At 71.3% G+C, this 20,079-nt stretch carries 20 protein-coding genes and 2 riboswitches; of the genes, 11 read left to right on the forward strand and 9 right to left on the reverse strand.

Translation table 11 applies throughout. From position 1 onward, the window contains the following. Position 1: 1 nt before the first annotated feature. From ABZZ17_RS23675 to ABZZ17_RS23710, 8 genes are all read right to left on the reverse strand, one after another. On the reverse strand, positions 2–1,099 hold the full coding sequence (locus ABZZ17_RS23675) for a dipeptide ABC transporter ATP-binding protein (protein WP_356878303.1): 1,098 nt from the start codon (positions 1,097–1,099) through the stop codon (positions 2–4). Next, a complete protein-coding gene (locus ABZZ17_RS23680) occupies positions 1,096–2,154 on the reverse strand; it encodes an ABC transporter ATP-binding protein (RefSeq protein ID WP_356878326.1) in 1,059 nt (352 codons plus the stop codon). The genes ABZZ17_RS23675 and ABZZ17_RS23680 overlap by 4 nt, the downstream gene beginning before the upstream one ends. A gap of 47 nt (positions 2,155–2,201) precedes the next feature. After that, positions 2,202–3,203 carry an ABC transporter permease gene (locus tag ABZZ17_RS23685; protein WP_281208050.1) on the reverse strand — a complete coding sequence of 334 codons (1,002 nt, stop codon included), beginning with the start codon at positions 3,201–3,203 and terminating at the stop codon, positions 2,202–2,204. A gap of 145 nt (positions 3,204–3,348) precedes the next feature. Then, positions 3,349–5,112 carry an ABC transporter substrate-binding protein gene (locus tag ABZZ17_RS23690; RefSeq protein ID WP_356878304.1) on the reverse strand — a complete coding sequence of 588 codons (1,764 nt, stop codon included), beginning with the start codon at positions 5,110–5,112 and terminating at the stop codon, positions 3,349–3,351. A gap of 40 nt (positions 5,113–5,152) precedes the next feature. After that, positions 5,153–6,145 carry an ABC transporter permease gene (locus tag ABZZ17_RS23695; protein ID WP_356878305.1) on the reverse strand — a complete coding sequence of 331 codons (993 nt, stop codon included), beginning with the start codon at positions 6,143–6,145 and terminating at the stop codon, positions 5,153–5,155. Between the two features lie 573 nt (positions 6,146–6,718). Further along, positions 6,719–7,459 carry an enhanced serine sensitivity protein SseB C-terminal domain-containing protein gene (locus ABZZ17_RS23700; RefSeq protein WP_356878306.1) on the reverse strand — a complete coding sequence of 247 codons (741 nt, stop codon included), beginning with the start codon at positions 7,457–7,459 and terminating at the stop codon, positions 6,719–6,721. 56 nt (positions 7,460–7,515) lie between these two features. Beyond that, a complete protein-coding gene (locus ABZZ17_RS23705) occupies positions 7,516–8,250 on the reverse strand; it encodes an enhanced serine sensitivity protein SseB C-terminal domain-containing protein (protein WP_356878307.1) in 735 nt (244 codons plus the stop codon). Between the two features lie 88 nt (positions 8,251–8,338). Next, positions 8,339–8,992, reverse strand: coding sequence for an AAA family ATPase (locus ABZZ17_RS23710; RefSeq protein ID WP_356878308.1), 654 nt, complete (start codon positions 8,990–8,992; stop codon positions 8,339–8,341). A 190-nt stretch (positions 8,993–9,182) separates the two neighbouring features. Next, a riboswitch (glycine riboswitch) is annotated at positions 9,183–9,287 on the forward strand. A 188-nt stretch (positions 9,288–9,475) separates the two neighbouring features. On the opposite strand from ABZZ17_RS23710, the gene gcvT reads away from it, so the two are divergent. The 7 genes from gcvT to ABZZ17_RS23745 all read left to right on the forward strand — a co-directional run bounded on the left by gcvT (position 9,476) and on the right by ABZZ17_RS23745 (position 16,168). After that, positions 9,476–10,591, forward strand: coding sequence for a glycine cleavage system aminomethyltransferase GcvT (gene gcvT, locus ABZZ17_RS23715; protein ID WP_356878309.1), 1,116 nt, complete (start codon positions 9,476–9,478; stop codon positions 10,589–10,591). A gap of 111 nt (positions 10,592–10,702) precedes the next feature. Beyond that, a complete protein-coding gene (gene gcvH / locus ABZZ17_RS23720) occupies positions 10,703–11,086 on the forward strand; it encodes a glycine cleavage system protein GcvH (protein ID WP_356878310.1) in 384 nt (127 codons plus the stop codon). A gap of 17 nt (positions 11,087–11,103) precedes the next feature. Continuing rightward, positions 11,104–12,360 carry a serine hydroxymethyltransferase gene (gene glyA / locus ABZZ17_RS23725; RefSeq protein WP_356878311.1) on the forward strand — a complete coding sequence of 419 codons (1,257 nt, stop codon included), beginning with the start codon at positions 11,104–11,106 and terminating at the stop codon, positions 12,358–12,360. 566 nt (positions 12,361–12,926) lie between these two features. Continuing rightward, positions 12,927–14,309 (forward strand): L-serine ammonia-lyase, encoded by a 1,383-nt coding sequence (locus tag ABZZ17_RS23730; RefSeq protein WP_356878312.1) that lies wholly within the window; start codon positions 12,927–12,929, stop codon positions 14,307–14,309. A 196-nt stretch (positions 14,310–14,505) separates the two neighbouring features. Further along, positions 14,506–15,036 carry a hypothetical protein gene (locus tag ABZZ17_RS23735; protein WP_356878313.1) on the forward strand — a complete coding sequence of 177 codons (531 nt, stop codon included), beginning with the start codon at positions 14,506–14,508 and terminating at the stop codon, positions 15,034–15,036. A gap of 49 nt (positions 15,037–15,085) precedes the next feature. Further along, positions 15,086–15,499 (forward strand): SsgA family sporulation/cell division regulator, encoded by a 414-nt coding sequence (locus ABZZ17_RS23740; RefSeq protein WP_356878314.1) that lies wholly within the window; start codon positions 15,086–15,088, stop codon positions 15,497–15,499. Positions 15,500–15,640: 141 nt separating this feature from the next. After that, positions 15,641–16,168, forward strand: a complete 528-nt coding sequence (locus tag ABZZ17_RS23745; protein ID WP_356878315.1) for a hypothetical protein — start codon at positions 15,641–15,643, stop codon at positions 16,166–16,168. 93 nt (positions 16,169–16,261) lie between these two features. On the opposite strand, the gene ABZZ17_RS23750 is transcribed toward ABZZ17_RS23745, so the two are convergent. After that, a complete protein-coding gene (locus ABZZ17_RS23750; RefSeq protein ID WP_356878316.1) occupies positions 16,262–16,987 on the reverse strand; it encodes a flavodoxin family protein in 726 nt (241 codons plus the stop codon). 123 nt (positions 16,988–17,110) lie between these two features. Next, positions 17,111–17,307, forward strand: a riboswitch (cobalamin riboswitch). Between the two features lie 28 nt (positions 17,308–17,335). Between ABZZ17_RS23750 and ABZZ17_RS23755 the strand changes: the two genes are divergently transcribed. The 4 genes from ABZZ17_RS23755 to ABZZ17_RS23770 are packed head-to-tail and all read left to right on the forward strand — an operon-like array spanning position 17,336 to position 19,989. Continuing rightward, a complete protein-coding gene (locus ABZZ17_RS23755; protein ID WP_356878317.1) occupies positions 17,336–18,031 on the forward strand; it encodes an energy-coupling factor ABC transporter permease in 696 nt (231 codons plus the stop codon). Continuing rightward, positions 18,031–18,417, forward strand: coding sequence for an energy-coupling factor ABC transporter substrate-binding protein (locus ABZZ17_RS23760; RefSeq protein ID WP_356878318.1), 387 nt, complete (start codon positions 18,031–18,033; stop codon positions 18,415–18,417). Before ABZZ17_RS23755 ends, ABZZ17_RS23760 begins: the two co-directional genes overlap by 1 nt. Before the next feature lie 4 nt (positions 18,418–18,421). Next, entirely contained in the window at positions 18,422–19,171 is a 750-nt protein-coding gene (gene cbiQ, locus ABZZ17_RS23765) for a cobalt ECF transporter T component CbiQ (protein WP_356878319.1), read from the forward strand. Beyond that, positions 19,168–19,989, forward strand: a complete 822-nt coding sequence (locus tag ABZZ17_RS23770; RefSeq protein WP_356878320.1) for an ATP-binding cassette domain-containing protein — start codon at positions 19,168–19,170, stop codon at positions 19,987–19,989. The genes cbiQ and ABZZ17_RS23770 overlap by 4 nt, the downstream gene beginning before the upstream one ends. Positions 19,990–20,079 lie beyond the last annotated feature (90 nt).

Here is a 20,079-nt window from a genome sequence, read left to right on the forward strand (position 1 = left end):
GCTACTCCGAGACCGTCACCACCGCGTCCGCCGCGCCGGGCAGAGCCTTGTCGCCCGGAGCCTGGTCCGGGGCGTTCTCGGGGTGGTGGCAGGCCACCTGGTGGCCGGTGGCGAGGGCCAGCATCGGCGGCTCCTGCGTCGTGCAGATCTGCGTGGCCTTCCAGCACCGGGTGTGGAACCGGCAGCCGCTCGGCGGGGAGATCGGCGAGGGCACGTCGCCCTTGAGCAGGATGCGGCCGCTCTTGGCGCCGCGCCGCCGCGGGTCCGGCACCGGCACGGCCGACAGCAGCGCCTTGGTGTACGGGTGCATCGGGGTCTCGTAGAGCGACTTGCGGTCGGTCAGCTCCACGATCTTGCCGAGGTACATCACCGCGATGCGGTCCGACACGTGCCGGATGACCGAGAGGTCGTGCGCGATGATCACGTAGGTGAGGCCGAGCTCCTCCTGGAGGTCGTCCAGCAGGTTGACCACCTGGGCCTGGATCGACACGTCCAGCGCGGAGACCGGCTCGTCGGCGACGACCAGCTTCGGGTTGAGGGCGAGGGCCCGGGCGATGCCGATGCGCTGGCGCTGACCGCCGGAGAACTCGTGCGGGTAGCGGTTGACGTGCTCGGGGTTGAGGCCCACGAGCGACAGCAGCCGCTGCACCTCGCTCTTGAGCCCGCCCTCGGGGGTGACCTTCTGGAGCTTGAAGGGGGCCCCGACGATCGTGCCGACGGTGTGGCGCGGGTTCAGCGAGCCGTACGGGTCCTGGAAGATCATCTGGACGTCGCGGCGCAGCGGCCGCATTCCGGCGACCCCGAGGTGCGTGATGTCGCGCCCCTCGAACTCGACGGTGCCGCCCGTGGGCTCCAGCAGGCGGGTGATCAGCCGGCCCATCGTGGACTTGCCGCAGCCGGACTCGCCGACGACGCCGAGGGTCTCACCGCGGCGGACGTCGAAGTCGATGCCGTCGACGGCCTTGACGGCCCCGGTCTGGCGGCGCAGCAGCCCCTTGTTGATGGGGAAGTGCTTGACCAGCCCGGTCACCTTCAGCAGCGGCTCCGCCTCGGGGTCCTTCGTGGCGGTCTGCGCGGAGTCCTTCTTGATGTCGGTCACAGCTTCGGCGCAATCTCTTCGGTCCAGATCCGGGTCCGCTCGTCCTGCGACATGTGGCAGGCGGACCAGTGCCGGCTGTCGTCCTGGACGAGCTCGGGCCGCTGGGTGCGGGTGATGCCGCCCTTGGGGACGTCGGCGTAGGGGCAGCGCGGGTTGAAGGCGCAGCCGCTCGGGATGTTGATGAGGCTGGGCGGCGAGCCCTTGACCGGGATGAGGCGCTCGGTCTGGTCGCGGTCGATGCGGGGCATCGAGCCGAGCAGGCCCCAGGTATAGGGGTGCCGGGGCTCGTAGAAGACCTTCTCGGCGGTGCCGCGCTCGACGCACCGGCCGCCGTACATCACGAGGATCTCGTCGGCCATCTCGGCGACCACGCCCAGGTCGTGCGTGATCATGATGACCGCGGAGCCGAACTCCTTCTGCAGGTCTCGGATCAGGTCCAGGATCTGCGCCTGGACGGTGACGTCCAGGGCGGTGGTCGGCTCGTCCGCGATGAGCAGCTCGGGGTTGTTGACGAGCGCCATGGCGATCATCGCGCGCTGGCGCATGCCGCCGGAGAACTCGTGGGGGTACGCGTCCACGCGCCGGTGCGGCTCCGGGATGCCGACCCGGTCGAGCATCTCGACGGCCCGTTTGCGGGCGGTCTTCTTGTCGACCTGGTGGTGGGTGCGGTAGGCCTCCACGATCTGCGAGCCGACCGTGTAGTACGGGTGCATCGCGGAGAGCGGGTCCTGGAAGACCATCGCCATCTTGCGGCCGCGGAGCTTGCGCACGTGGTCGGCGTCGGCGGCGACGAGGTCCTCTCCGTCGAGGCGGACCTCGCCGGAGATGTGCGGGCGGCTGCGGGCGTTGCCGGTGCGGTGCAGGCCCATGATGGCCAGCGAGGTGACCGACTTGCCGGAGCCGGACTCGCCGACGATGCCGAGGGTCTTGCCGCGCTCCAGGTCGAAGGAGAGCCCGTCGACGGACTTGACGAGGCCGTCGTCGGTCGGGAAGTGCACCCGCAGGTCGCGTACGGAGAGGTAGGCGCCGTCCCGTGGTCCGGCCTGCTCGGGCACGAAGGCGGGCCCGCCGGAGCTGGTGGGGGTGGAGGCAGGGGTCTCGGTCACGTCAGCCTCACGCGCGGGTCGATGACGGCGTACAGCAGGTCCACGATCAGGTTGGCCATCACCACGAAGAGCGCGGCGAGCAGGGTGACTCCCATGATCACGGGGAGGTCGCCGGCGCCGATGGCGGCCACGGCGGCGGTCCCGAGGCCCTGGAAGTTGAAGGTCGTCTCGGTGAGCACCGCGCCGCCGAGGAGTCCGCCGAGGTCGAGGCCGAACATCGTGACGATCGGGGTGAGCGTGGAGCGCAGGGCGTGCTTGCGGATGACCACGCCCTCCTTGAGCCCCTTGGCCCGGGCGGTGCGGATGTAGTCCTCGCCGAGGACCTCCAGCATCGTGGCGCGGGTGATGCGGGCGTAGGTGGCGGCGAAGAGGAAGGCCAGGGTGATCCAGGGCAGGATCAGGCTGTTGAGCCAGGCCAGTGGATCCTCGGTGAGTGGCTGGTAGTTGGACACGTCCAGCCAGCCGAGGCCGTAGACGAAGATCGCGGGGGCCACCATGCCGGTGAAGAAGATCGGCAGGGAGACGCCGGCGAGGGCGCCGACCATGACGGTCCGGTCGATGGCCGTGCGGCGCTTGAGCGCGGAGACGACGCCCGTGGCGACACCGGCGATGACCCAGATCACGGCCGCCCCGAGGGCGAGCGAGAGGGTGACCGGCATGCGGTCGAGCATGGTCTCCCAGACGGGGGCCTCGGTCTTGAAGGAGTAGCCGAAGCAGGGCGCCGCGCAGTGCGTGACATCGGTGCCGCCGTCGTAGTCGCGGCCGACGAAGATGCCCTTGAGGAAGAGCAGGTACTGCTCGGAGATGGGCTTGTCGAAGCCCATCTTCACGCGGATGCCCGCCAGGGCGGTCTCGTTGGTCTCGCGGCCGGCGTACATGAGCGCGGGATCGCTGCCGGTCAGCTTCGGGACCGCGAAGAAGATGCCGAAGGTGACCACGGAGACCACCAGCAGCGTGGCGGCGACGTTGAACAGCCGCCGTATGAGGTAGACGAGCACTGCAGTCGGCCGCCCGGGGCGGGTGGCCGCCGTCCCTCGTGGGGACGGCGGCCACCGCCTGCGGCCTTCACCTGCCCTTCGGACTAGCGCATGTGCGGTGAAGGCACTTACTTGCGTGCTGAGTTGCTTTGACCAGGCCGTGCGACTACTTGGCGGCGATACCCACCGTGGCAAGGTCGATCTTGCCCATGGAGTCGTTGAAGTAGACGTTGGTCAGGCGCGGGTTGTGGTAGACGAAGGCCTTGTCGAAGTTGATCGGCAGGTAGAGCGCCTTCTCCATGACCTTCTTGTTGATGTCCGTGTAGAACGGCGCGGCCTCTTCGGGCGTGGCGGCGGAGGCGGCCTTGTCGAACAGCCCGTTGACCTCGGGGTCGTTCAGCTCGGTGTAGTTGTTGTTGCCGTTCGGCAGGATGAACGAGCCGTCGACCAGCGGCTGGAGGAAGCCCGCGCCGGAGTTGTAGTCGGCGCCCCAGCCCATGACGATGATGCCGTAGTTCTTCTTCTTCACGTTCTCGGGCGAACCGATCGTGGAGGAGGAGAGCTTGCCGTCGTACTGGTCGATCGTCGCCTTGATGCCGACCTTGGCGAGGGCCGCCTGGAGGGACTCGGCGCTCTTCACCTCGGGGGCGCGGTTGTTGCGCACGGCGATGGTGGTCTCGAAGCCGTCGGGCTTGCCACAGGCCTTGAGGGCCTCCTTGGCCTTGGCCTCCTGCGGCTCGCCCTTCGTCAGGCCGAACGGGTCGAAGGACTTGTCCGAGCCGGGGATGCCGGGCGGCAGCATGTTGGCGCCGAGGTCACCGCTGGTCGGGCCGCCGCGGGCGGTCTGCAGGGACTTCGGGTCGGCCGCGTAGATGACGGCCTTGCGGCACTCGACGTTGTCGAACGGCGCGACGGTCTGCGGGAAGGCGAAGTAGCGGATGTAGCCGGTGAAGGGGTTGTCCGCGTTCTTCTTGAGCTTCTCGTCCTTGAGGACCTTGTTCTTGCCGGCCTGCTGCATGCCCGTGCCGTCGACCGCGAGGTCGATGTCACCGGACAGCAGGCGCTGGTCCATGTCGTCCGGGTTGGTCGTCACCGTGAAGGAGACCTTGTCCGGCAGACCCTTGCGGATCGTGTCGGTCTTCGGGTCCCAGTTCTCGTTGCGGACGAAGGTCGCGCCCTTGCCCGCGGTGAAGCTCTCCACCTTGTAGGGGCCGGTGGACAGCGGCTTGTTGGTGTAGGTGGCGCCCGTGTCCTTGGCCGCCGGGACCGGCGAGGAGGACGGCATGGCCAGCAGGTAGCTGAAGTCGGAGTTGGCGCTCGCCAGGTTGAAGACGACCGTCTTGTCGTCCGGCGTCTCGACGGACTTCAGACCCATCTTGTTCGGGTCGGTGTCCTTGTACGGGCCGGGGTACTTCTGGCCCTGGTCGAGGAGGTCGATCAGGTACGTCGGACCGCCGGACAGGACGTCCTGCGCGAAGACGCGCTCGATGCCGTACTTGATGTCCTTCGAGGTGATCGGCGAGCCGTCCTCGAACTTCACGCCGTCCTTGATCTTGACGGTGTACGTCTCGCCGTCGTTGCTCAGGACCGGCAGGGCCTCGGCGAGGTCCGGGACCAGCTTGGTGCCGTCCTTGCCGGGCTTGCTGTCGTAGGCGAGCAGCTGGCGCACGTAGAGGCGCTGGATGTTCCACACGAAGCCGTAGTAGGCACGCGCCGGGTCGAGGTAGTCGACGTCTTGCGGGGACCAGAGCTTCAGCTCGCCGCCCTTGGCGTCCGAGGGGTTCACGACGCCGGTGGTGGCGGCGTTGAACGCGGCGCCGCCGTCACCGGCCTTGCCCTCGGTCTTGCCGTCGTCGCCACCGCACGCGGCGGTCAGCGACAGGGCGGCGATCACGGCGGTGATCGCGAGTGCCTGCTTTCTGCGGATCACGGTTGTCCAACCTCCATAGGTGGGTGAATCGAGAAGCGGTTCAGCTGCCCTTGGGGTCGAGTGCGTCACGCAGCCCGTCCCCGAAGAGGTTGAACGCCAGGACGGTGATGAAGATCGTGATACCCGGGACCACCATGTACATGGGGTCGTCCTGGTAGATGGGGATGGCGTCGGACAGCATCTTTCCCCAGGAGGCGGTGGGCGGCTTGACGCCGGCACCGAGGAAGCTGAGGGCGGCCTCCGTCAGGATGTTGGTCGGGATGATCAGCGTCGAGTAGACGAGGATCGGCGCCACCAGGTTGGGCAGCAGCTCCTTGACCAGGATGTAGCCGCGGCCGGCTCCCAGGCTGCGGGCGGCCTCGACGTACTCGCGCTCCCGGAGGGAGATCGTCTGGCCCCGGACGATGCGGCCGATGTACGGCCAGCCGAAGAAGCCGATGACGACGATCAGCACGCCCATCCGGACGCCCGAACCCTCGAATCCCAGCAGGGAGTTGGGGACGACCGAGACCAGGGCGATGGTGAACAGCAGCTGGGGGAAGGCCAGCAGCAGGTCCATGAGGCGGCTGATGAGGCCGTCGACCCAGCCGCCGAGGAAGCCCGCCAGCGCGCCGAGGAAGCTGCCGAGGAGGACCGACACGAAGGCCGCCAGGAAGGCGACGACCAGCGAGATGCGGGCGCCGTAGACGATCCGGCTGAACACGTCGCGGCCGTTGGTGGGTTCGACGCCCAGCAGGAACTCGGAGCTCATGCCGCCGAAGGAACCGATCGGCGTGCCCAGGTCCGGGTCGATCATGTCCTCGTGGAACTCGTTGGGCGGGTGGCCCAGCAGGCTCACGATCTGCGGCGCGAAGACCGCCACCAGGATCAGGAGGATCACGACCACGCCGCCGGTCAGCGCGACCTTGTCACGCTTGAGCCGCATCCAGGCGATGCGACCGGGCGAGCGGCCTTCGATGGCCTTGGCAGGGACGTCGGCTACGGACACGGGTGCGGGTGTTTCCGCGCTCGTGTCGTGCAGTGGTGCCGTCATCGTGGTGGGGACCCCTCTCGGCCGACGGGTAGCCGGCCCATGCCCGCCGCTGTGGCGGCGTTGGTGCGGAGTGGCGCTCGGAGTGCGTGGTACACGCAGAACGCGTGCGGAGTGCGGGTGCGGAGCAGCTGAAGTGCGGAAAGTGCGGGAAGTGCCGTGCGAAACAACAAGCGAAGTCCACGTACCGAACCGGGTCCTGGAGGACTGACCGGCTCTTGGGTGGGGAGTCTTCATCGGGCGCTCGACCAGCCGCCAGACCCGCAGATGAATGGATGCGCAACCGTGATCTGACGCGTGGGTTCCCGTTATCCGGACTCCGCTGGCGGCTGAGCGGAGCAAGACCGGCCGTTCGGTACGCAAACGGACATCACGCCCAACTCGCAGGACTACCATGCCAATTGGATGCCCATCAGTGATGAAATCCGGACAAGGCGAAGGCCGCCGGGAACCGTGGTTCCCGGCGGCCCGATGTCGCCGGACATGTCCGTCCCAGAGTCCGGGCAGGTGCCCGGTTTCCCTGTAGGTGACCCGGTGAACGCCCCTCGGAGCGTCCCGCCCGGTTCGTCGGCGGTCCTAGTAGACCGCCGCCTGGCCCTCCCGGTCGTAGAACGGGCGGGTCTGCGCGCGCAGCCACATCGCCACCGGGTCGTGCTCGTCGGCCAGCGCGACCGTGCACACGGGCACCCCCTCGGGCACCGCCCCGACCGACTGCCGCATCATCTCCCGTACGGATTCCAGCGCGGGCGCGGAGGCGTCGTAGAGGTCGAGCCCCACCGCCAGGTACGCCGACCCCAGCGAGGGCTGCACCCAGGCGCGGCGCAGCGAGCGCACGGCGGGCGTGCGGTGCGCGTGGCGGGTCAGCAGCCCGTAGAACTGCGGCAGCTCCAGGGAGGGCTCGGAGAGCCGCAGCGGGCCCGCCGGCATCCGGTCCAGGCCGGTGGCGACGCGCCGCAGGTCGGCCCAGGGCACGCCGAGCCCGCCGCCCTGGGCGTGCGGGTTGACCCACAGGCCCCAGCGGTCCGGGTAGAGGGCGCGGGCGATGTCCCGGCCGGTGACCACCTCGTAGCCGCGGTTCCAGCCGCTCGCGGCCAGTTCCTGCGGGGAGGTCACGCAGGGCGCGTAGCCGAGGCCCTCGACCTCCATGCCGCCGTACTGGGCGTCCGGCGAGCCCGGCTGCCCCTGCCACAGCAGCATCCACAGCCGGCCCTCCGCGAGGGCGTGCAGGAATGACTCGTAGCTCTCATAGCGCCCGGGAGTCACCTGGCGCAGCATGTGCTCGACCTGCCCGGCCGCGGCCGTGCCTGACGCACTCACCCGGTACCCCTCTTCGTCCGCCCGTCGTCCACACGTACCAACCAGCTTAAGCGGCGCTACGGGAGGTAGAAGGGGCGTACGCGCTCACGAATCCACTCCGTGACCGGGTCCTCGGCGGCGTCGAGGAGGATCAACTGCACGGGCCAGGGCGCCGGTACGCGGGCCAGGGCCCGTCCGAGGGCCTCCAGCGGGGCGGCCCGGACCTCGGGATCCCATCCCACCAGGCGGACACCGACGTACAGCTCGGGGGCCCCGCCCTCCACGCTGGCCAGGCAGCGGTACGCGGCGGCGACCACCCCGGTGGCGCGGAACTCCTCCGCGGCGGCGGCCAGGAAGTCGACCGGGTCCTCCTGCCAGTCGGGCTCGAAGAGCCGGACGCGCCCGCCGGTGGCCGGGCCGTCGAGCGGGGTCCGTCCCGTGCGGCACAGCTCGGCGACGGCGGCCGGGGGCAGCGGCACCCCGACGGCCCCCTCCGGGTTCACGGCGATGCCGAGCTGCGGGGGCAGGCCGCGGGCGAACTCCACGGCGGGGGCGACGGCGAAGGCCATGCCGGGCCCGGCGCAGAAGCGGAACTGTGCCTCGGAGCTGTAGACGGGGACGTACGCCTCCCCGCCGATCAGCATCGTGGGCAGGTCGAGGCTCCCCTGCTCGGGGCTGCCGCCCTGGGGCAGCGGTACCCAGACCGGGCTGCGCCCGAGGACCTCCAGGATCCGCTCCCCGGCGTCCGTCTGCCCGAGCGCCGCCCCGAGCACCTGCTCCAACTCGTTCGCCGGCCAGCCGCTGCCCTGCATGTGCCCCTGCCCTCCGTATGTCCCGCCGATGTGCTGCCGAGGCTATCGGCAAGGGGCGCGCCGGCCGGAGCCGGCCGGGGAAGCGGAGTCAGCCGTGGAAGGCGATGGAGGTCACGGCGGCGGCCGAGCGGCGGTCCAGCAGGATCGCGGAGGCGCACCCGGCCGGCGGGCGACCGGCCTCCGCCTCCCGCAGCAGCCGGCGGACGGCGCCGCGGTGCCGGGCGAAGGCGTACGCGGACACGCGGCGCCCCCGCGCCGCCTGCCCGGCGAGGGCCTCCTCGGCGGTGGTGTCCAGCAGCAGCAGGTGCAGGGAGCCGCCCCGGCGGCGGGCGACGGCGGCGAGCAGGCCCCGGACCCAGCTCTGGGTCCCGCAGTCGTGGACCACTACGGATTCGCCGGAGCCGAGCTTGCGCCACAGGCCCCAGTAGTGGGCGGCGCGGACGAGCGGCCGGTACGCGGCGTAGGGGAGGGCGGCGGGCATCCGGTGCTCCCAGCGCTCGCGGGCGTCCTGGGAGTCGATGCCACCCCCCGGGGCGGCCCGCTTGATCAGGGTGCTCTTGCCACCGCCGGGCAGCCCGGAGACCACGACGATGTCCCCGGCCGGGAAACCGAGGCGCTGCGGTACGCACACGGCGGGTCCGCGCAGGTCACGGACCGGTCCGGCGCCTTCGACGAGGACGCGCGGGTCCGCCCCGCGGCCCCGCTGGGCCGGTACCCCGTCGACTGTTCCCGTGGTGGTCATGAGTCCGAATCTCCGCACAGTGTCTCCCCCCGAAATCGGGCCGCGAAAGCCCCGTGCCCACTGAGTGTAAAGAGACGGTAATCCGGCGGTCCCGGTTCCGCTCGTACGTTCTTGCGGGCCCCGCCGCCCGCTCCCGGACGTCCCGTGCAATGATGTGCGCCATCTGGACACCAACTGCATACCGGCCGCTTGAATCCGCGCGGGAGAGTCCCGGCAGGGCCGCAAGGCCGTGCGCGGGCGCCGAAGGAGCAAGTACCTCCCTTGAATCTCTCAGGCCCCGTACCGCGTGGATGAGGCAGATCTGAAAAGCGAGCCGCGACACGACCGTCCCCCGACGGCCGTCGGCGCGTGCTCCACCCAAGGTGCAAGCCGTGGAATTTCCCCCGTACGCGCGGGAACTCCCGGCGAACCTCTCAGGTTCCGATGACAGATGGGGAGGATCGTCCTCGTCATGTCATGCCCTGGGACCCGGGAGCCACACCCATGAGCACTGCCCCCCGCCTGACCGCGCTCGACGCGCTGCACCGTTCGCTCGGTGCGACCATGACCGATTTCGCGGGCTGGGACATGCCGCTGCGGTACGCCAGCGAGCGCGACGAGCACAACGCCGTGCGCACCCGCGCCGGCCTGTTCGACCTGTCCCACATGGGCGAGATCACCCTGACCGGCCCCGAGGCCGTCAAGGTGCTGGACTACGCGCTGGTCGGCAACATCTCCACCGTCGGCGTCGGCCGTGCCCGCTACACGCACATCTGTCAGGAGGACGGCGGGATCCTGGACGACCTGATCGTCTACCGCCTCGGCGAGACCGAGTTCATGGTCGTCGCCAACGCCTCCAACGCCCAGGTCGTGCTGGACGCGATCACCGAGCGCGCCGCCGGCTTCGACGCCGAGGTCCGTGACGACCGCGACGCGTACGCGCTGATCGCCGTCCAGGGCCCGGAGTCCCCCGGCATCCTGAAGTCCCTCACCGACGCCGACCTGGACGGCCTGAAGTACTACGCCGGCCTGCCCGGCACCGTCGCGGGCGTCCCCGCGCTGATCGCGCGTACGGGTTACACCGGCGAGGACGGCTTCGAGCTGTTCGTCTCCCCCGAGCACGCCGTCGCGCTGTGGCAGGCGCTGACCGAGGCGGGCGCGGGCGTCGGCCTGGTCCCGGCCGGACTGTCGTGCCGCGACACGCTGCGCCTGGAGGCGGGCATGCCGCTGTACGGGCACGAGCTGACCACCTCCCTCACCCCGTTCGACGCGGGCCTGGGCCGGGTCGTGAAGTTCGAGAAGGAGGGCGACTTCGTCGGCCGCGCCGCGCTGGAGGCCGCCGCCGAGAAGGCCGCCACGAACCCGCCGCGCAAGCTGGTCGGCCTGATCGCCGAGGGCCGCCGCGTCCCGCGCGCCGGTTTCCCGGTCGTGGCCGACGGCCAGGTCGTCGGCGAGGTCACCTCGGGCGCCCCCTCCCCGACGCTGGGCAAGCCGATCGCGATGGCGTACGTCGACGCGGCGCACGCCGCGCCCGGCACCTCCGGCGTGGGCGTCGACATTCGCGGTACGCATGAGCCGTACGAGGTCGTGGCCCTGCCGTTCTACAAGCGGCAGAAGTAGTTCCGCACACGGCCGAGCCGTGCACCAGCCGTACGGGAAGCCGTCCGGCCGCGTCTCAGTACCCGAGACCGCTGTTCGTATCCACTCCCCCGCATCCAGGAGAATCAGGTCATGAGCAACCCCCAGCAGCTGCGTTACACCAAGGAGCACGAGTGGCTGTCGGACGCCGTGGACGGCGTCGCGACGGTCGGCATCACGGAGTTCGCGGCCAACGCGCTCGGTGACGTCGTCTACGCCCAGCTCCCCGCGGTCGGCGATACCGTCACCGAGGGCGAGACCTGTGGCGAGCTGGAGTCGACCAAGTCGGTCAGCGACCTGTACTCCCCCGTCTCCGGCGAGGTCGTCGAGGCCAACCAGGACGTCGTGGACGACCCGGCCCTCGTGAACTCGGCCCCGTTCGAGGGTGGCTGGCTGTTCAAGGTGCGCCTCTCGGCCGAGCCCAGCGAGGTGCTCTCGGCCGAGGAGTACGCCGCGCTCACCCACTCCGACAACTGACACCCCAGGGGATCTCGATGTCTGTACTGAACACCCCCCTCCACGAGCTCGACCCGGACGTCGCCGCCGCCGTCGACGCCGAGCTCGTGCGCCAGCAGTCGACCCTGGAAATGATCGCGTCGGAGAACTTCGCTCCCGTCGCCGTCATGGAGGCCCAGGGCTCGGTCCTGACCAACAAGTACGCCGAGGGCTACCCGGGCCGCCGCTACTACGGCGGCTGCGAGCACGTCGACGTCGTCGAGCAGATCGCGATCGACCGGATCAAGGCGCTGTTCGGCGCCGAGGCCGCGAACGTCCAGCCGCACTCCGGCGCGCAGGCGAACGCCGCCGCGATGTTCGCGCTGCTGAAGCCGGGCGACACGATCATGGGCCTGAACCTGGCCCACGGCGGTCACCTGACCCACGGCATGAAGATCAACTTCTCCGGCAAGCTCTACAACGTGGTCCCGTACCACGTCGACGAGACCGGCGAGGTGGACATGGCCGAGGTCGAGCGCCTCGCCAAGGAGTCCAAGCCGCAGCTGATCGTCGCCGGCTGGTCCGCGTACCCGCGCCAGCTGGACTTCGCCGCCTTCCGCCGCATCGCGGACGAGGTCGGCGCGTACCTGATGGTCGACATGGCGCACTTCGCCGGTCTGGTCGCCGCCGGTCTGCACCCGAACCCGGTGCCGCACGCCCACGTCGTCACCACCACCACGCACAAGACCCTCGGCGGTCCGCGCGGCGGTGTCATCCTGTCGACGCAGGAGCTGGCCAAGAAGATCAACTCCGCGGTCTTCCCGGGCCAGCAGGGCGGTCCGCTGGAGCACGTGATCGCGGCCAAGGCCGTCTCCTTCAAGGTCGCGGCCTCGCCCGAGTTCAAGGAGCGCCAGGAGCGCACCCTGGAGGGTGCGAAGATCCTCGCCGCCCGCCTGGTCCAGGACGACGTCAAGGCCGTGGGCGTGGACGTCCTCACCGGCGGCACCGACGTGCACCTGGTCCTGGTGGACCTGCGCAACTCGGAGCTCGACGGCCAGCAGGCCGAGGACCGCCTCCACGAGGTCGGCATCACGGTCAACCGGAACGCCATCCCGAACGACCCGCGGCCGCCGATGGTGACCTCGGGCCTGCGGATCGGCACGCCGGCGCTGGCCACCCGCGGTTTCGACGCCGAGGCCTTCACCGAGGTCGCCGAGATCATCGCGCAGGCCCTGAAGCCGGCCTACGACGCCGAGGACCTGAAGGCGCGCGTCTCGGCGCTCGCCGCGAAGTTCCCGCTGTACCCGACGCTGTAGCGAGCGGGCAGGGCCCGGCCGTGTTCTCCACAGGGCCGGGCCCTTTTCATGACCACTGTCCCCGGCGGATGCCGGACTCGGTCCCTTCGCGTCTTCCGCCGCGCCAAGCCCGGCCCGCCCCGCCCCTTCCGGCCGCCCGCCGCGAGGGTCCTCCGCCCCCTGACCTGTCCTGGCTCGGCTCCGCCGGCTTCGGCGGCCGCGGCACCATCCCGGGCGGGCGAACATCGCCCTGGTGGCCGCCATGGCCCTCGTCACGTACTCCTGGGCCGTGCGGGCCGGCGTCAGGGCCCACCGGGCGGGCCTGCCGGGGCCCGGACCCCGTGCTGGACCCGGTGCCGGCCGGCGCCGGCGGCCGGTCCCGGGAACCGGAGCGCGAGCTGACTCACGCCTGACCGCCACGTCCGGCAGCAGAACCGTTCATCTCCACGCGTTACGCTCGTCTGCCGGACGAAAACAGCAGATCCGCCCCTTTGATCACCACCCCTCTTGATCACCACCCCTTCCGATCAAAGACCGCTCCACCTCCTGCCCCCTCCCACCCCACGAGCAGACAAGGGAGTCCGCCAGTGGCCATCTCCGTCTTCGACCTCTTCTCCATCGGCATCGGCCCGTCCTCCTCCCACACGGTCGGCCCGATGCGCGCGGCGCGCATGTTCGTCACGCGGCTGAAGAAGGACGGCGTCCTCGCCCAGACCGCCTCCGTCCGCGCGGAGCTCTTCGGCTCCCTCGGCGCGACCGGCCACGGCCACGGCACGCCCAAGGCGGTCCTGCTGGGGCTGGAGGGGCACTCCCCCCGCACGGTGAACGTCGAGACCGCCGACGCCGAGGTCGAGCGCATCCGCCAGAGCGGCCGCCTGCGGCTGCTGGGAGCGGAGATAGGCGATGGCCACGAGATCGCCTTCGACGAACCGAACCAGCTGATCCTCCACCGCCGCCGCTCGCTGCCGTACCACGCCAACGGCATGACGCTCTTCGCGTACGACGAGTCCGGCACCCCGCTCCTGGAGAAGACCTACTACTCGGTCGGCGGCGGGTTCGTCGTCGACGAGGACGCGGTCGGCGAGGACCGGATCAAGCTCGACGACACCGTGCTGAAGTACCCCTTCCGCTCGGGCGACGAGATGCTGCGCCTGGCCAACGAGACCGGCCTGTCGATCTCCTCCCTGATGCTGGAGAACGAGAAGGCCTGGCGCACCGAGGAGGAGATCCGCGAGGGCCTCCTGGAGATCTGGCGGGTCATGCAGGCCTGCGTCTCGCGCGGCATGTCCCGCGAGGGCATCCTCCCGGGCGGCCTGCGGGTCAAGCGCCGGGCCGCCTCCACGGCGCGCCAGCTGCGCACCGAGGGCGACCCGATGATGCACCGCAGCGAGTGGACCACCATCTACGCGATGGCGGTCAACGAGGAGAACGCGGCCGGCGGGCGCGTGGTGACCGCCCCGACCAACGGCGCGGCCGGGGTGCTGCCCGCGGTCCTGCACTACTACATGAACTTCGTGCCGGGCGCGGACGAGGACGGCGTGGTGCGCTTCCTCCTCTCGGCGGGCGCGATCGGCATGCTCTTCAAGGAGAACGCCTCGATCTCGGGCGCCGAGGTCGGCTGCCAGGGCGAGGTCGGCTCGGCCTGCTCGATGGCTGCCGGCGCCCTCGCCGAGGTCCTGGGCGGCACCCCGGAGCAGGTCGAGAACGCCGCCGAGATCGGCATGGAGCACAACCTCGGGCTGACCTGCGACCCGGTCGGCGGCCTGGTGCAGATCCCGTGCATCGAGCGCAACGGCATGGCCGCCGTGAAGGCCGTCACCGCCGCGAAGATGGCGATGCGCGGCGACGGCAGCCACAAGGTGTCCCTCGACAAGGTCATCAAGACCATGAAGGAGACCGGCGCCGACATGAAGGTCAAGTACAAGGAGACCGCCCGCGGCGGCCTCGCGGTCAACGTCATCGAGTGCTGACCGGCGGCGCCCGGAGGTGACCCGGGAGCGGTGACGGAGCGGCCCGCTGCCGTGGCCGCCGCGTGGCCCGTCGCCGCGGCGCCGTCGAGCCCGTCCTCCTCGCGGAGGGCGGGCTCTTGCGCGTGCGGGCCCCGGGGGCGGGGCAGGGGCGTCACCGTAGGCCGCTACGATCTCGCGTACCGGCGAGGGGGGAAGCGTGGAGACGGTGCACTGGGCTTCAAGTCCGCAGGCCTCGGGGTCATTTGAGGGCCACAACCCGATCGCGCTGCTGGTGATCGTCCTGGTCGGACTGGTCACCGCCGCCGCCCTGCTGGGCTACGCGGCCGGTGCGCGATCGCCCCGGCGCAGGATCGCCGCCGCGTGCGGGGCGGGCGCCGTCGGCCTCTACGTGTGGGGGACGCTGCCGCTGCTGTTCCTCGACGAGAGCGCCACCTTCGACGCCTGCCTGAAGACGGTGGGCCGGGAGCGGATGGCCCGCGTGGACGAGTACCGGGCGACGTACGTGCCGCTGGGGCTGGAATGCCACGTGCGCGACGACCACCGCAGCCACGCCACCGCCGTCCCCCCGTACGTCAACCCCGGCGTGGCCGTGCTGCTGCTCGGAGCCCTCGGCGCCGGGGTCTCCGCGCTGATCGGCGTACGGGTGCCCCCGGGCCCCGAAGACGGGCCGAGCGGCCCGTCCGGGTCGGGACCTTCGGCGCCCGGCCGCGCCGGGGACGTGGGCTAGCGTGCCGGAAGGGACCGGGAACACCCCGCACGAGAGGAAGGCGCACCCGATGGACACCGCCGTCACCGAACACCGCGTCCTGCCGCTCCGGCTGGAGGCGTCCCCCGCGCCGGTCGCCCTCCAGGGGGTGTTCGTGTACCGCACGGGCCGCCCCTACGAGCTGGCCGTCGACTTCCGCGGCGCGGGGGTCCACCTGGCCCGCTGGGTGTTCTCCCGGGAGCTGCTGCTCGACGGGGAGGTCACGGCCACCGGCGAGGGCGACATACAGGTGTGGCCCCGCTGGGAGGGTTCGGAGCCGCGGGTCTTCCTCGCCTTCAGCAACGGCCTCCAGAGCTGCGTGGTCTCCGCCCGGGCCAAGGACGTCCGCGAGCTGTGCCGCCGGATGACCGCCCTGGTGCCGCGCGGGCAGGAGCGGCGCCACTACGACCTCGACGCCGAACTGAGCGCCCTGCTGGCCCACTGACGGGCCCCGGAGCCCCCCCTGCCGCACCCGCCTGCCGGTCTTCCCGGAAAACGGCCCGCGGGCCGTGCAACCATGCGCCCCCGGGCGGTGTCCTACCCGGTGACACCCTTGTCCCCGTCTCTGAAGAATCGGGGGGACGTCATGCGTCACCTGCATCGTCCGAGCCGTCGGCGGATCGTGGCCCTGGCCACGGGTGCGCTGCTCACCGCCGGGCTCGCGCTCGCCGGTCCGGCCACCGCCGCCGCCTCCTCCACGTCGGCCACCACCACCCAGACTCCGCTCGTCGTGAACGCCCGCTGGGGCGGGCACTGCACCTTCGACCGGATCGTGATCGACCTCCAGGGGTACGTACCCGAGGTCAACGTCAGCCCCGTCTCCAAGCTGGTCTACGACGGGTCCGGCAAGCCGGTCCCGCTGGCCGGCAAGTACTTCCTGGAGATCCGTCTGCACCCCGCCGCCGGACACGACGACGCGGGTCAGAACGTCTACAAGGGCCCCAAGCTCCAGAAGATCTACCTCAGCAAGCTCAAGGGCCTCGCCATGACCGGCGACTACGAGGGCTACGTGACCTTCGGCGCCGCCTTCGACACCCGGCCGGCCTACGGCGTCACCGTCCTGCACAACCCGGAGCGGGTCGTGGTGGACGTCTCGCACCCCAACACGTGCTGACCTGACCGGCACGCCGTCCGGGGGCCCGGGGTGTCGCACACCCCGGGCCCCCGGCGTCGTGCCGCCGGATCCCGGACGGACGGGGTACGGGGATCAGCGGTGTTCGGGGTTGGGGAAGTCGAAGCGGCAGCCCGCGTCCCACAGGGAGCGCTGGTTGCCGTGTGCGGGGACGCCGCCCGCGCGCTTGAGGAGCGCGGCCAGGTGCATGAGGTTCCAGGACATGAAGGCCGTGTTGCGGTTGGTGAAGTCGTTCTCCGGGCCGCCCGAGCCGGGGTCCAGGTAGGAGGGTCCCGGGCCGGCTTCGCCGATCCAGCCGGCGTCGGCCTGCGGGGGGACCGTGTAGCCGAGGTGCTGGAGGCTGTAGAGGACGTTCATGGCGCAGTGCTTGACGCCGTCCTCGTTGCCGGTGATCAGCGCTCCGCCGACGCGCCCGTAGTAGGCGTACTGGCCCTTTTCGTTGAGGATCGAGGAGCAGGCGTAGAGCCTCTCGATGACCTGCTTCATGACGGAGCTGTTGTCGCCGAGCCAGATCGGGCCGCAGAGCACGAGGATGTCGGCGTCCATGATCTGGCTGTAGAGGACCGGCCACTGGTCGGTCTCCCAGCCGTGCTCGGTCATGTCCGGCCAGACACCGGTGGCGATGTCGTGGTCGACGGCCCGGATCAGTGAGGTCCGGGCGCCGGCGGCCTCCATGACGGCGCGGCTCCTGGCGATCAGCCCCTCGGTGTTGCTGGGTTCGGGCGAGCGCTTGAGCGTGCAGTTCACGTAGACGGCGGAGAGGTCGGAGTAGGCGGGAGCGCCGGAGGAGGTGTCAGCCACGCCCCCCACGCTGACCGGCCGGGGCCCGGACCGCCATCGGACCGCACCCTTCCGGGGCACCGCCGGACGGCCTCCGGTCACCCCCGCGCACGGGGGCGGGTTGTTACCGGTCGGCGCGGACGACTACTGTCAGCGGGCCTTGGTGTTCGGGAAACCGGTGGGAAACCGGTGCGGCCCTCGCCACTGTGATCGGGAAGTCCGGCTCCACTCCTGCGGGAAGCCACTGGGTTCCGCGCGGGAGACCGCACGGCCCCGGGAAGGCGGAGCCAGGGCATCAGTACCCGTGAGCCAGGAGACCGGCCGGGGCGCGTCGTCCATCCACGAGGTGCTGGAGAGGTCTCTCTACTCATGCATATAGCCGAGGGGTTCCTTCCCCCTTTGCACGCGGTCGCCTGGGGCGCCGCGTCCGCTCCCTTCGTCGTCCACGGTGTCCGCGCCCTCACCCGCGAGGTGAAGGCCAAGCCGGAGAGCACCCTGCTGCTCGGAGCGTCCGGAGCGTTCACTTTCGTCCTGTCCGCCCTGAAGATCCCTTCGGTGACGGGCAGTTGTTCACACCCCACCGGCACCGGACTGGGGGCCATCCTCTTCCGGCCGCCGATCATGGCGGTGCTCGGCACGATCACCCTGCTGTTCCAGGCCCTGCTGCTGGCGCACGGCGGACTCACCACCCTCGGCGCCAACGTCTTCTCGATGGCCGTCGCCGGCCCGTGGGCGGGCTACGGGGTCTACCGGCTGCTGAAGAAGTTCGACGTGCCGCTGATGGTGACGGTCTTCTTCGGCGCCTTCTTCGCCGACCTGATCACCTACTGCGTGACCTCCGTCCAGCTGGCGCTGGCCTTCCCGGACCCGGGCAGCGGTTTCGTCGGCGCGCTGGAGAAGTTCGCGGGCATCTTCGCCCTCACCCAGATCCCGCTCGCGGTCAGCGAGGGCCTGCTCACCGTGCTCGTGGTGCGGCTGCTCATGCAGTCCAGCAAGTCCGACCTGGTGCGCCTCGGCGTCGCCAAGCTCACCGGGACGAAGACGAAGCAGGAGGCGGCGCTCTGATGACCAGGAACGCGAAGATCAACACGCTGCTGCTGCTCCTGGTGGCGGCGCTGGCCGTGCTCCCGCTCGCGCTGGGACTCGGCGAGGGCAAGGAGGAGCCGTTCGCGGGCGCCGACGCGCAGGCGGAGGCGGCCATCACCGAGCTGAAGCCGGACTACGAGCCCTGGTTCTCCCCGCTGTACGAACCCCCGTCGGGCGAGATCGAGTCGGCCCTGTTCGCCCTCCAGGCGGCACTCGGCGCGGGCGTCCTCGCCTATTACTTCGGCGTGCGCAAGGGCCGCCGCCAGGGCGCCGCGCTCGCCGCCGCGGCCGGTACCGCCGACCCCGCCGGCACGGACCCGGGGGCCGGCCCGGCTCCGGCGTCCGCGACCGGCGCGGAGCGCTAGCGCGGTGCTGCCGATCGACGTCGCGGCGCACAGCAGCCGCTGGCGCCGCCGCCATCCACTGGAGAAGGCCCTGCTGGGACTGGGCCTGACGGTCACCGCCGTGTGCCTGCCGCCCTGGCCCGGCGGGCCGCTGGTCGCCGCGGCGACCCTGGCGGTGCTGCTCGGCCCCGCCGGGGTGGCCGGGCGGCAGCTGTGGCGGGCCTTCCGGGTCCCGCTCGGCTTCTGCTGCACCGGGGCGCTGCCGCTGCTGGTGTCCCTGGGCGGCCCGGGCGGATTCGTCTCGCTGGCCCCCGACGGGCCCCGGCACGCCGGGGAACTGCTGCTGCGCACCTCGGCGGCCTCGCTGGGCGTGCTCCTGTTCGCCTTCACCACCCCGGTGTCGGACGTACTGCCCCGGCTGGTACGGGCCGGGGTGCCGGCGCCCGTCGTCGACGTGGCCCTGGTCATGTACCGGATCGGGTTCCTGCTGCTGGACGCCACGGCCCAGGTCCGCCGGGCCCAGGCGGCCCGCCTCGGGCACACGAACCGGGCCGCGGTGTGGCGTTCGCTGGCCGGGCTCGCGGCGACCTCGTTCGTCCGGGCCTTCGACCGCGCCGGGCGGCTCCAGGAGGGGCTCGCCGGGCGCGGCTACGACGGCACCCTGCGCGTGCTCGTCCCCGAAGCCACCCTGTCCTGGCGGTTCCTCACGGCGTCCGCCGCCCTGCTGATCTCCCTGGTCGGCGTGACCCTCGTACTGAAGGAGCTGTATCCGTGACCCGGTTGGTGGAGCTGGTCGGCGCGGGCTACGCCTACGAGGACGGCCCGGCCGTGCTCTCGGGCGTGGACTTCGCCATCGAGCGGGGCCGCGCGCTGGTCCTGCTGGGCCGCAACGGCAGCGGCAAGACCACGCTGATGCGGCTGCTCAGCGGCGGCCTGCGGCCCGGGCCGGGCGAACTGCGCCTCGACGGCGCGGCCGTGACGTACGACCGCGCGGGACTGACCCGGCTGCGGACCTCGGTACAGCTGGTGGTCCAGGACCCGGACGACCAGCTCTTCGCGGCGTCCGTCGAGCAGGACGTGTCGTTCGGGCCGATGAACATGGGCCTGACCGCGCCGGAGGTCCGCGAGCGGGTCGACTCCGCCCTGGCCGCCTTGGACATCACCGCGCTGCGGGACCGGCCCACGCACCTCCTCTCCTACGGGCAGCGCAAGCGCGCGGCGATCGCGGGCGCGGTGGCGATGGCCCCGCGCGTGCTGATCCTGGACGAGCCGACGGCCGGACTGGACCCGGACGGCCAGGAGCGGCTGCTGGACGTCCTGGCGGGCCTGCGCGAGGCGGGGACGACGGTGGTGATGGCCACCCACGACGTGGACCTCGCGGTCCGCTGGGCCGACGACGCGGCGGTCCTCACCCCGGCGGGCATCCGGACCGGCCCGGCGACGGCCCTGCTCTCGGACCCGGAGCTGCTGGCCTCCGCGGGCCTGCGCCAGGCCTGGTCCCCGGCGGTGACGGCCCTCCTGCGCGCCCGGGGCCTGCTCGACGAGGACTCCCCCGGCCCGCGCGTCCCGGAGGCACTGGCCGCCTGGCGCTAGGGCCTGTCGTCAAACTCCCGTCTGCCCCGCGACGCCTGGCACGCGCTCTCGCCGCACCGGGCGAAAGCCAAGTACGTCCAGTACGCGGGC

This window comes from Streptomyces sp. NPDC006512 (assembly GCF_040611935.1).
Taxonomy (GTDB): domain Bacteria; phylum Actinomycetota; class Actinomycetes; order Streptomycetales; family Streptomycetaceae; genus Streptomyces.